The sequence below is a fragment of the Moritella sp. 28 genome (assembly GCF_018219435.1).
GTDB lineage: Bacteria > Pseudomonadota > Gammaproteobacteria > Enterobacterales > Moritellaceae > Moritella.
The window spans coordinates 4194876-4207669 of sequence record NZ_CP056121.1; the positions used below are offsets into that span (position 1 = coordinate 4194876).

General features: G+C 39.0%; 14 protein-coding genes. 2 read left to right on the top strand and 12 right to left on the bottom strand.

Annotated features, from left to right (window positions below; all coding sequences use genetic code 11):
• The first annotated feature begins 125 nt into the window (after positions 1-125).
• Entirely contained in the window at positions 126-263 is a 138-nt protein-coding gene (locus HWV02_RS18525; protein ID WP_211677179.1) for a hypothetical protein, read from the top strand.
• A gap of 14 nt (positions 264-277) precedes the next feature.
• Here HWV02_RS18525 and tadA read toward each other — a convergent pair whose 3' ends face one another.
• The 12 genes from tadA to HWV02_RS18585 all read right to left on the bottom strand — a co-directional run bounded on the left by tadA (position 278) and on the right by HWV02_RS18585 (position 12303).
• A complete protein-coding gene (gene tadA / locus HWV02_RS18530; protein ID WP_211689132.1) occupies positions 278-838 on the bottom strand; it encodes a tRNA adenosine(34) deaminase TadA in 561 nt (186 codons plus the stop codon).
• 597 nt (positions 839-1435) lie between these two features.
• Positions 1436-2461: an L-threonine 3-dehydrogenase gene (gene tdh / locus HWV02_RS18535; RefSeq protein WP_211677183.1), complete on the bottom strand. Its 1026-nt coding sequence runs from the start codon at positions 2459-2461 to the stop codon at positions 1436-1438.
• Between the two features lie 18 nt (positions 2462-2479).
• Positions 2480-3670: a glycine C-acetyltransferase gene (locus HWV02_RS18540; protein WP_211672879.1), complete on the bottom strand. Its 1191-nt coding sequence runs from the start codon at positions 3668-3670 to the stop codon at positions 2480-2482.
• Positions 3671-3911: 241 nt separating this feature from the next.
• Positions 3912-5600 carry an NAD-dependent malic enzyme gene (locus HWV02_RS18545; protein WP_211689133.1) on the bottom strand — a complete coding sequence of 563 codons (1689 nt, stop codon included), beginning with the start codon at positions 5598-5600 and terminating at the stop codon, positions 3912-3914.
• Positions 5601-5788: 188 nt separating this feature from the next.
• Positions 5789-6643, bottom strand: coding sequence for an RNA polymerase sigma factor RpoD/SigA (locus HWV02_RS18550; RefSeq protein WP_067046371.1), 855 nt, complete (start codon positions 6641-6643; stop codon positions 5789-5791).
• Between the two features lie 449 nt (positions 6644-7092).
• Positions 7093-7548: an acyl-CoA thioester hydrolase YciA gene (yciA, locus tag HWV02_RS18555; protein WP_211677189.1), complete on the bottom strand. Its 456-nt coding sequence runs from the start codon at positions 7546-7548 to the stop codon at positions 7093-7095.
• A gap of 105 nt (positions 7549-7653) precedes the next feature.
• Positions 7654-8664 (bottom strand): low-specificity L-threonine aldolase, encoded by a 1011-nt coding sequence (gene ltaE, locus HWV02_RS18560; protein WP_211689134.1) that lies wholly within the window; start codon positions 8662-8664, stop codon positions 7654-7656.
• Between the two features lie 233 nt (positions 8665-8897).
• A complete protein-coding gene (sstT, locus tag HWV02_RS18565; RefSeq protein ID WP_211677193.1) occupies positions 8898-10112 on the bottom strand; it encodes a serine/threonine transporter SstT in 1215 nt (404 codons plus the stop codon).
• Between the two features lie 154 nt (positions 10113-10266).
• Entirely contained in the window at positions 10267-10704 is a 438-nt protein-coding gene (locus HWV02_RS18570) for a hypothetical protein (protein ID WP_211677194.1), read from the bottom strand.
• A complete protein-coding gene (locus HWV02_RS18575; RefSeq protein WP_255546913.1) occupies positions 10705-11172 on the bottom strand; it encodes a hypothetical protein in 468 nt (155 codons plus the stop codon).
• On the bottom strand, positions 11172-11789 hold the full coding sequence (locus tag HWV02_RS18580) for a prepilin-type N-terminal cleavage/methylation domain-containing protein (protein ID WP_255546914.1): 618 nt from the start codon (positions 11787-11789) through the stop codon (positions 11172-11174). The genes HWV02_RS18575 and HWV02_RS18580 overlap by 1 nt, the downstream gene beginning before the upstream one ends.
• A complete protein-coding gene (locus tag HWV02_RS18585; protein ID WP_211677195.1) occupies positions 11776-12303 on the bottom strand; it encodes a Tfp pilus assembly protein FimT/FimU in 528 nt (175 codons plus the stop codon). The genes HWV02_RS18580 and HWV02_RS18585 overlap by 14 nt, the downstream gene beginning before the upstream one ends.
• A gap of 225 nt (positions 12304-12528) precedes the next feature.
• Between HWV02_RS18585 and HWV02_RS18590 the strand changes: the two genes are divergently transcribed.
• Positions 12529-12750: a hypothetical protein gene (locus tag HWV02_RS18590; RefSeq protein ID WP_211672886.1), complete on the top strand. Its 222-nt coding sequence runs from the start codon at positions 12529-12531 to the stop codon at positions 12748-12750.
• Positions 12751-12794 lie beyond the last annotated feature (44 nt).

The window sequence follows — 12794 nt, forward strand, 5'->3', positions numbered from 1 at the left end:
GTCACACTATACGCATAAAACTGACATAAAAGTTTCATGTGCATATTATTTATATTACTGTATGTTAATGAACATAAAGACAAAAGAACGCCTAGGACTAGGCAGCGAAATCAAAGGAAAACAAGATGCTGAAGAACAGAGCAAGATTAAAAATTAAAACACCAAGACGCCAAATATCACGTTCAAGAATAAACCGTTCACTACTTAATCGCCAACGTTCATTCTTTTTACAAAATGAACAAGAGGCCAACTTTGACGGCTAGCCCGCTGTACGAGCTTAACCTTTTTGTAAAAGCTTCAGGGCTTTTTTTTCTTTCCGGCGACGTCTAAAGAATTGACTCAATAATGCGCCGGTCTCACTAGCAAAAACCCCTGAATGCACTTCAATTTGATGATTCAATTTTGGATGATCGACCAAATTAAATACTGACCCCGCCGCACCCGTTTTCAAATCTACCGCACCATACACCAAACGTTTCACTCGACTGTGTACCATCGCACCTGCACACATAGAGCATGGTTCTAACGTGACATACAAGGTGGCATCAATGAGTCGGTAGTTCTCGACTTTTTTACCCGCTTCACGTAATGCCATGATTTCGGCATGGGCCGTCGCATCATGTAAATGAATCGATTGATTCCAACCTTCCCCGATGATTTTATCATCGAGTACAATGACAGCTCCCACGGGAACTTCATCAATAGCTTCGGCCTTCCCTGCTAACATAATAGCGTGTTGCATCCAGCGCTCATCAGCTTGAATCTGTTCTGGAGTAAGGGCTAAATTAATATCTAAATTGCTTAAAGGGCTACTGTTTTCAGTGATGTCTTCAGTCATGAATATCTACAATACGTGTAATTTATAAAGATAATACCATAACAAAAGCCACCATCAATCGTATAATATTTCCAATACTCGTCACAATATACATATGGTATAAAGATTGAGACGCTAATTTATGTGCAGTCTACCTCTGAGTCATGATAACTAATAGTAATCTCGGCAGTGTTAATCAATAACGAAAGACTATTCGCATGATAAATAGTGACATCCTTAAATGTGGTTTCGATTTCAGTTGATGGGTCACTGAAAACACATGTAGTAAACTGCTCTATATAGTAATACTCTGCCGAGGTCCACGGCGATGAATCATAATACCAAAACGCAATAAATGAACCAACGACCATTAGATACGCTAAGATGTAGCGCAAATAGGACTGGAAAAAAGAAGGTTCGAATGAAGAGGAAGGGATCGTCATTTGTAATTACTATTCACTATAAAAGAAACAACTTGTTATACTATAACATTTTTATGATATAACTATAATACTTGTATAAAGATAAGATAAAATAAAAATACCGCGCATAAAAAAAGGCAAGCCAGACATAATCAGACTTACCCTTTCAACAGTATTATGTCATAAAGATATTAGCTTAATCCCAATCTAGGATAACTTTACCTGACATACCAGAACGCATAATATCAAAACCTTCTTGGAATTGATCAATTGGGAAGTTATGCGTGATAATTGGCGTTAGGTCTAAACCTGACTGGATTAATGCAGCCATTTTGTACCAAGTTTCAAACATTTCACGACCATAGATACCTTTAATGACTAGACCTTTAAAGATAACATTCCCCCATTCGATGCTCATGTCATTAGGTGGAATTCCCAACATAGCAACTTTACCGCCATGATTCATCTTGTCTAGCATATCGCTAAATGCAGATGGCACACCTGACATTTCAAGGCCAACATCGAAGCCTTCTGTCATTTTCAGTTCATCCATCACATCTTTAAGTGACTCTGTGATTACGTTAACCGCACGTGTAACACCCATTTTACGAGCGAGGTCTAAACGGAATTCATTCACATCCGTGATCACAACATTACGTGCACCAACGTGCTTACATACTGCTGCAGCCATGATACCAATTGGGCCAGCACCAGTAATTAATACATCTTCACCAACCACATCAAATGATAAGGCAGTGTGTACAGCGTTACCAAATGGGTCAAAGATTGCAGCCATGTCATCAGAAATATCATCTGGTAGTTTGAATGCGTTAAATGCAGGAATTACTAAATATTCAGCAAATGCGCCTTCACGGTTAACACCAACACCTGTTGTATTTCGGCATAAATGTGTGCGACCTGCACGACAGTTACGACAGTGACCACACGTAATGTGACCTTCACCAGAAACACGATCACCTAATGTGAAACCACGAACTTCTTGGCCAATGCCAACAACTTCACCTACATACTCGTGACCTACAACCATAGGTACTGGGATCGTTTTTTGTGACCATTCATCCCAGTTATAAATATGGATATCTGTACCACAAATAGCGGTTTTTCGGATCTTGATTAACAAATCATTGTGGCCAAGCGTTGGCTTTTCCACATCTGTCATCCAAATACCTTGTTCAGGTTTTAATTTTGCTAGTGCTTTCATTTTCTTTAATCCACTTATTTAGATGATGCCAAGATCTTTACCAATACGGGTAAATTCAGCAATTGCAATATCAATTTGTTCTATGCTGTGCGCTGCTGACATTTGTGTACGGATACGTGCTTTACCATGTGGAACCACTGGGAAAGAGAAGCCAATTACATAAATGCCTTCTGCTAATAAACGCTCTGACATTTCAGCAGCCAATGCAGCATCGCCAATCATTACCGGTACAATTGCGTGGTCAGCACCTGCAAGTGTAAATCCAGCTGCGCCCATTTCACGGCGGAAATGTTCTGCATTTGATTTAACTTTTGCACGTAAATCATGACCTTCTTCCATCATATCGATAACACGAATTGATGCAGCAACAATCGCAGGAGCAACCGAGTTTGAGAATAAGTATGGACGTGAACGCTGACGTAACCAGTCAACAACTTCTTTTTTAGCTGATGTGTAACCGCCTGACGCGCCACCTAATGCTTTGCCTAATGTACCCGTGATGATGTCAACACGATCCATTACGCCACAATGTTCAGGAGTACCACGGCCGCCTTCACCAACAAAACCAACAGCGTGTGAATCGTCAACCATCACTAATGCGTTGTACTTATCTGCAAGGTCACAAACACCTTGTAGATTAGCGATCACGCCATCCATTGAGAATACACCATCAGTTGCGATCAGCTTGTGACGCACACCTGCAGCATCAGCAGCAATAAGTTGCTCTTCTAGTGATGCCATGTTGTTATTTTTGTAACGGAAGCGTTTTGCTTTACATAGACGTACACCATCAATGATTGAGGCGTGGTTTAGTTCGTCAGAGATAATGGCATCTTCTGCACTTAATAACGTCTCGAATAAACCCGTATTTGCATCAAAACAAGACGTATATAAGATAGTGTCTTCCATACCAAGGAAAGTACTGATCTTGCTTTCTAATTCTTTATGTTTGTCTTGTGTACCACAGATAAAGCGTACTGACGCCATACCAAAACCGTGGCTATCTAAACCTGATTGTGCAGCCGCAATTAAGTCTGCATGGTTAGCCAAACCTAAATAGTTATTCGCACAGAAGTTAACAACTTCATTACCTGCCACTTGAATGTTGGCATTTTGGGCTGAAGTTATCACTCGCTCGTTTTTATAAAGGCCATCAGCTTTAGTTTGCTCTAGCTGAGATTGAATTTGCGAATAAAATGATGTGGTCATCTGGCCAACTCCTAAGGTTAATGTCAATTTGATAGAGAAACGCCACGCATTCTACTAAACATAGCTGATCAAGCCAGAAGTATATGGCAAATACACAAGTATTTTTTGCAAAATTGTTACGCAGCACGACTTATTGCAACATATAACCAATAAACCTGATAAAAAAAACCAGCTAAAGTAGCTGGTTTTTTTTAACATCAGTATAGAATACCTATATGCATTGCATATTCAGGGGTATTAACTAGTTAGCAACACGCTTATATTCACGATACTCTGGTAACCAGAAGTTCTTTTCAATCTTGTTACGGATCGCTTCATCAGAAGTCTGCAGAGCTACACCTTGCAGTTGTGCTGTTTTAGCTACCCAGAAAGCAATCTCTTTACTTACCGAATGAATGTCCGTTAGTGGCGGTAATAATGGACCTTCACCATCACGACCTAACGGTGAACAATCTGCTAATGCACGACTTGCCGCCATTAACATTGCATTTGTTACACGCGTCGCTTTTGCAGCCAGCACACCTAAACCTATACCTGGAAAAATGTAGCTATTGTTACACTGTGCAATAGTGATCAATTCATCACCATAACTTACCGCTGGGAACGGGCTACCAGTTGCTACTAATGCTCGACCTTCTGTCCAGCGGATAAGATCTTGTGGCGTAGCTTCAACTCGTGATGTCGGGTTACTTAACGGGAATATAATCGGACGCTCAGTATTTGCAGCCATGGTTTTAATGACTTGCTCAGTAAACAGGCCCGGCTGCCCAGATACACCAATTAGAATAGATGGTTTAGCATGTGTCATCACGTCGAGTAGTGAGATCACATCACTGTCAATTTCCCACTCGTCACGTAAACCTTGATGCTGTACAAGTTTCTGCTGGAAATCGAGTAGATTTGGCATTTTGTCTGTGAGTACACCAAAACGGTCAACCATGAATACACGTGCACGCGCTTGACCATCAGAAAGACCTTCAGACTTCATTTGGGCAACGATTTGTTCGGCAATGCCACAACCTGCAGAACCCGCACCTAAGAAGGTAACTTTCTGTTCACTTAGTTTGGTTTTCGCAGCGCGACAAGCAGCCATTAAGCTACCTAATGTAACGGCAGCAGTGCCTTGGATATCATCATTGAAACAACAAATTTCATCTTTATAACGTTGTAATAATGGCATTGCATTTTGTTGTGCAAAATCTTCAAACTGCAATAACACATTTGGCCAGCGGCGTTTGACTGCATCAATAAATAAGTCTAAGAACTCATTATATTTGTCTTGATCGATACGCGGCTTGCGCCAGCCCATGTACATTGGATCTTGTAAACGATTTTCATTGTTAGTACCAACATCAAGCACAATTGGTAAACAGTTAGCGGGGCTAATACCACCACATGAAGTATATAGCGATAACTTACCAATGGGGATCCCCATTCCACCGATACCTTGGTCACCTAAACCAAGAATACGCTCACCATCCGTTACTACGATAACTTTTACATTCTGTTTATTCACATTATGTAAAATATCATCGATGTTTTCACGTTCAGGGTAAGAGATAAATAAACCACGAGCACGGCGGTAAATATCTGAGAACTGCTGACACGCGGCACCAACGGTTGGCGTATAAATAATTGGCATCATCTCTTCAAGATGATTATCAACTAAACGGTAAAATAGTGTTTCATTGGTATCTTGGATATTACGTAAATAAACGTGTTTATCCATCGCACTCTCAAAACCTGAAAACTGCTTATAAGCACGTTCAGATTGTTCTTGAATAGACTCAACCATCGGGGGAATTAAGCCCGTAAGGTTGAAACTTAGGCGCTCAATTGCACTAAAACCACTACCTTTATTTAATAAAGGGGTTTCTAATAGTGCAGAGCCAGCGTAGGGTAAATACAGAGGACGGTTTGTTGTGCTCATTGATATCTCATATGTATGAAAGAGTGCAGTATGCTACCTGTCGTAACAACTGGACGGGCTAAAATGACGAAGGAATATACTCGGCTAAGCTATCATAATCTAAAGAAAAAAACTAAAGATAACGATAATAGCTGAAAATATATTCCTTTTTATATACACAGAAAATTAGTGAGCAGCAAGGTGATTATTTAATTAAGATAATCTTGTTTTTGTACTGTATTTTGCAGTAACTCAGGCTGAATTTTCTGTAAACTAAAATTAATAATTTGGCGAATTCGTTCTCTCGACATGGATAGACGTTCGCCGATAACATGTAGAGTCAGTGGATCTTCTTCACCTAATCCGAATCTCAATTCAATGATTTTTCTATCACGCTCAGATAAATGGCCTAGCACTTCATCCAAATAACATAAAGTGTCAGCATCTTCGAGTTCATCGTTCGGTTTGCAAATAGAATAATCTTCTAGCATATCAACCAAAGCGGTACTTGAATCACGATCAGTGACGATCGTTTTATCTAAACTTGCTTCATTGAAATAATAGGATAACACTTCAGTAACTTGTGTGTGTTGCATTTCCAGTATTTCTGCCAATGCCATCACATCATGGTTACATTGCAAGTCTAATTCTTGTTCACGTGCGGTTTTTAAAATGCGTTTATATACTTTCCCAATATGAATTGGTACACGGATAGTCCGTGACTGGTTCATAATAAAGCGTTCAATATTATTCTTGATCCACCAAACGGCATAAGTGGAAAAACGAAAACCTTTAGTTGCATCGAATTTTTCGACCGCGTGGATCAGTCCAGTATTCCCTTCTTGGATAATATCAACTAACGGTAATGAAGTATGCTGGTAACGTTTGGCAATATTAATCACTAGGCGTAAATTCGATTGGATCATACGTTGTCTGGCTTTTACATCACCTTCATGAGAAGCAACCGCCGTTTCATATTCTTCTTCTTTAGTTAATAATTTACTGCTTCGGTTTACTTGATACATGTATACGTCTAGTGCATTCGACTCGTTAGATAATTCCATTTTTCTATCTCCCCAAGCGAGTCTCTCCACATGAAACCACGCTTACAAATTAAACATACCTAGCAACAACTATAGAACTAACTAGAAACAAATTGTTATTACAAAATAATTCAGTAGAAATAAGGTTAGTCTGGAATTCCACTTTTGAAAGGCAATTATTAAAAAAAACAGTGACATTCCTAGAATAGTAATAAAATACGATAAAACCAAACAAGGTCAGACCAGATAATAATTATCAGACTCTATTGTTAATAAGTTTACTTCAATTGTTTTTATGCTGAAAACTCAATGTTTAGTAGCTAGCTTACTCGATGAATTAATCGTCGATATCAAATAGAGTCTAACGCATTTTATTTAGCAATTAAGGTAGGAAGTAGAATGCAGGAAGTAGCAGAATATTTATCAAAAAAATATTCCGCTTATATATCAAGTATTATTCTTGATATCAATTATTCGACAGCACAAGTACGCTCGATACGGCGAGACTTACCATTGTCATCAATCGCAACATAGGTAAATGTAGCTTCGGTAACAATATAACGATAGTTAAATTTCGGCGCATTAATCACAGGTTTAACCCAAATTTCTAACTTTATTGTCATCGATGAATTACCAATACGAGAACATGTACCATAACAACAAACCACATCACCAACCGCGACCGGTTGATGAAATGTCATCCCATCGACAGAAATAGTGGCCACCCTGCCCTGTGCAATTTCCTTCGCTAAAATACCGCCAGCAATATCCATTTGAGACATGATCCAGCCACCAAAAATATCACCATTTGCATTGGTATCAGCAGGCATTGCCAAAGTACGTAAAACCAAACTACCTGTCGGTATTCTCGATTTATCTAATTTCAATTTTTGCTTCTTTGCTACTGCTGTTGTTTTATCTGACATGATAACTCCGACACTACCTTTATTATAATAATTATAGTTATACCCAAACTACTTCAAGATGCTTGGGTATATATCTGCCTTATTTATGTGAAATAAGACTTAGGTTTACATTGCATTAAAATGCTTGATCTCTGCAATTAATAAGTCGATTGCGTCGACTGTAATATCTTGGTGTACAGCAAAACGAATCGCTGAACCCGCACTAATAATGATGCCTTTAGTGCGTAAGTATGCCGATAATGCTTTGCCATCTTTACCGGAATACTGAGTAAATATCATGTTGGTTTGCACACTGTCTAAATCAAAAGTGAACTCAGGCAGTGTCAATAATTGTTCCGCTAAATATTGTGTGTTTTCATGATCAATCGCTAACTTATCAATTTGCTCATCTAAGGCTAAAATACCTGCAGCGGCAAGAATACCCGCTTGACGCATACCGCCACCCAACATCTTCCGCCAGCGTCTTGCACTGCGAATTAATGATTCAGAACCAAGTAATAATGAACCAACCGGTGCAGCAAGTCCTTTCGATAAACAGATAGATGCAGAATCAAAATATTGGGTGATCTCACTTGCATCGACATTCAGTTTAACCGCAGCATTAAAAACACGCGCACCATCAAGGTGAATGCGTAATCCATGATCAAATGCTAACGCTTGTGCTTGGGCTAAATACTCAAGGGGTAAAACTTTACCACCAATAGTATTTTCTAATGATAATAATTTGGTTTTAGCATGGTGATTATCATCTGGTTTAATATTGTCACGGATCGCTTGTAGACTGATCGTGCCATCGGCCTCGTTGGCAATAGGTTGTGGTTGTACACTAGCTAACACAGCCGCACCGCCACCTTCCCAACGATAATTATGGGCATTTTGGCCACAAATATATTCATCACCACGCTGACAATGCGCCATGATAGCTAATAAGTTCGCTTGCGTGCCTGACGAACAAAAGATTGCAGCATCAAATCCATAACGATCTGCAGCCATTTCTTCCAGCTTGTTTACCGTTGGATCATCGCCATAAACATCATCACCGACAACGGCGGTAGCCATGGCTCTGCGCATTTCTGCCGTTGGCTGAGTGACTGTATCACTTCTAAAGTCAAACATTTGTCTATTCCTTTTCGCCGATATCTATACAAAAATCTACATTTACACATTAAACCGATGATTAATGTTTTAATCTATTGCTACTTCGGTTCTTAGAATTTTAAATGAGTATAACACCCGCATAACAAGAGTCAGGTTAAATTTAATCAAAAAAAAGCAGCCAGTTATCATTAACTGGCTGCTTTATTATAGATATACTGTTCTCACAAAGTGAATCAGATTAGTAACCTATTTTATACGTCTGTTTTTCTTGCATGAGCGTGGCTTACTGCAGCAGTAAATACCACATCCGTTGAGCTGTTCAACGCGGTTTCTGCCGAGTCTTGCAATACACCGATAATGAAGCCCGTTGCAACCACTTGCATAGCAATATCGTTCTCGATACCAAATAAGCTACAAGCTAATGGGATCAGCAATAATGAACCACCTGCAACACCAGAAGCGCCACATGCAGAAATAGCCGCAATGATACTTAAGAGTAAGGCAGTTGGTAAATCAACCGCAATACCTAAGGTATTAACTGCCGCTAAAGTCAGTACTGTGATAGTGATAGCCGCACCGCCCATGTTAATCGTTGCACCAAGCGGGATAGCAACAGAGTAAGTATCTTTATGTAAGTTTAATTTTTTACACAACTCCATATTTACCGGAATATTGGCTGCAGATGAACGCGTGAAGAACGCCGTAATACCACTTTCACGTAAACACTGAAAAATAAGCGGGTACGGATTTTGACGTGACATGAAAAATAAAATAGCCGGATTAATCACTAATGCAACAATAGCCATTGAACCCAGTAATACCGCTAGCAAGTGAGTATAACTTGCCATTGCAGAAAAACCAACGGTCGCAAATGTTGATGCCACTAAACCAAAAATACCTAGCGGTGCAAATCGGATCACCACATGCACGATCTTAGACACACCGCCAGCAATATCACCGATCACTTGTTTGGTCGTCGATGATGCATGCTTCAAGGCAACACCAAAACCAATACCCCAAGTTAATACACCAATAAAGTTACTGGTAACAATTGCATTAATTGGATTATCAACCACTTTATAAATCAGGTTGCGTAATACTTCGGTGATATTACTTGGTGCCGCATTCGTTGCACCTTCAGTCATTAAGGCTAACTGAACAGGGAATAAGAAACTTAAACTAACTGCGACAAGCGCAGCAGCAAAGGTGCCAAGTAGATACAAGATAACAACAGGGCGCATATTAGCATTGGTATTCGCTTCTTGATTGGCTATCGCGGAGATAACTAATACAAATACTAATAAAGGTGCGATCGCTTTTAGCGCACTAACAAACAATCCGCCAAATAAACTTGCTTCTATAGCAATCTCAGGAGCTGCATACGCTAACGCGATACCTGCAATAATACTAATTATGATCTGCTTAACCAAACTCAGTTGAAGAAGCCCTGCTACTTTACTACCCATATCACGTCCTAAATATCCATAAACACCAATAAAGGCAGGATAATATCAAATTAAATGGAAAAGATAATATAAAACATTGGTAATTCATCACAAAATAACAATAAATATTGAGTTTAACGTAAATTATAGTTCACAACACTTGTGCTGCTATGTTTTATCTCACTATCAGGCCCTGATTCAGTATCGTCATACTACTAATGGTATAGGGCGTATTCGCTTTATCAATCCAATTAACTTTAACGACAACCTCTTTCAGTAGGCTTAATGTAGTTTTAGTTGTTATAACGCTTACTTGCCACGTTAAATTAAATTTATGTTGATCATAGTGAATGTTCCCCGCAGCTAAATTACCTCCGATATTAGAACTCAACGTATTAAATTCAGCAATCGAACCAGCTAAATAATGGAGTTCATTCAACTTGAACTCCATTAATGCCCATGCAGTTGTATATTGTGATTGCTTCAATATAATTTGGGCCTGAGTTAACTTTAGCGCAGTCATGCCAAATACAGGCAGTGATAGAATAAATAAGCTAATCATCACTTCAAGTAAGCTTCCTCCTTGCTGTGCCAAATATCGTTTAAGCCGCATTTAAAATCCGAATAAAGAATTGGGTAGCCAAACCCAAGGTGTTGATGTCGTAATGAGTTTGCGCTGCACCATCAGCCGCTCAGTACTATTGAATGGTATTTCGAGTAACACATTGAAAATACCTTCCTGTTCAGCGCATAAATAAAACCGCTCTGATAGCATAAATTCACGCATCATGTCATTAGGTATAACGGCCTGACGACTCTCTAATGCTAAGTTAGTACAGGGGGCTACCAAAGCAAGTAATTCAGGAGACTCGTAGAGAACGATATAAAATAAATCTAACTTATTTACTGCTGTGATTCTCGCTTTTAAATAATTAAGGTGGAGTTGGTTCCGTTGAATCCGCTGTTGCTGAAGATGGGCAAACGATAAACTACCACTGATCATAATAAAGACGATAATGAGCGTCATCGATAGTAAAGCGAAACCATGAACAGCGAAACATGAAGATTGTTTATCGCGCACTATAGCAAAGCCCTCGCACTGCTATTTCGAAAAAAATTAAGCTCAATATCCACTAAATGACGATGGCGTATATTTAACGCAATCGTGACATAGCTTTCCACTCTTTGCGGTAACGTATATTGCTGAGCAATTGTAAATTGTAATAAGGTCACATCGATACTAGCAGTGTCAGAAATCATCTCCCAACCTAAGCCACCCTCACAGCTAACCTCACTGCCTTTACGTAACTGTATCCCACCATTGTGTAGCCTAAACCCAAAGTTTTCACCACTAAAAACACCATCTTCATTGCGATCATAACGGTACAAAATGCAATCTTTTCTAGCGTTCAAATTATATACTTGATCATTACTGTAAATAAAAGAGTTCGCCGCTTCGCTATTGAGATTATAACCCGCTCGGCTTAGCTCTCGCTGCATAATAAGCAATACATTTTTAGCTTCCTGCTGCACAAGATAATATTGTTCAGCCCGATTCTTTTGCACTTCATGTGTAGTGAATAAACTATAAAATCCAATCGATATAACGCCGACTAATACAATCGAAATCATTGTTTCGATGAGCACAAATCCAGCGTGATGAACGCGGTAAGGTAATAATGATTTAACAAGGTGCATAAATAGCACTCTCTCCACGATCCATGCAAACTCGAATACGTCCCTGAGTACTCACAATTACCTTAGTAGAAAAACGACCTAATGAAAGTTGATAGCTGGCACCATTAGTCATACCAAATAATGGTGAAAAAGATAAATTAGGTCGATTAGTTACGATCTCAATACCACTTTTTACGGCGCTAACTTGGCCATATTGAGACTGACATAACGCGCTCGATGTAAAGCAATCACAGTTTTCTAATTGACTGATGATCCAGCATAGTTCAACGGCAGTAATAAGTGAGTTGTTTACCTGTACGGTAAAATAATGTGGTAACTCCCGCACTATTGATAATTGTCGAGTGACATTTAAGGCTTCAACTAATTGTCTTGTGAGATGACATATTTTATTTTTATTCACCAATGCACGATATGAAGGCGCACTACTCGCCATCAATATAATCAGTATTGCCAGCGCTACAAGTAACTCGATTAAGGTCAGTCCTTGTAACTTACATTTACATTGTTTCGTCATCGTTCGCTTTATTTACCTCATAGTATGATGACACTAACCTTATAATAAAATGCAATCACTGATACTTTTTTTCCAATAAACAGGTAAAATGTTCAGTAATTATTGAGTATGCCCACACTGATTACTTGTTCCCTTTGATTAAACTCAGAGCCATAAACAAGTAAACAACAGGTGTAATTCTACCAGTCACAATAAATAAAAAGCACGTACAATTAAAGAGTTATTATGTTAAAAATAGATTTTTCAGCGATCAACAAAAGCAGTTCAAAATCGTTCCATGAACAGCGTAATACCATCAAAAAAGTATGTCTTGGAAAAACTGTTTTATGCCCAGTTTGTCAGCAAGCGTTAAAGTTATTACCTCCAAAGAACAAAAATGATGACTCTAAAACAGGGGTAAGTTGTGCGAAGGGCTGCACATTCATTGAGTTGGAATTTGAACTGTAATAACGGTTATTAATCGTTAGCTGTTTTTGAATATAAAATTGCAG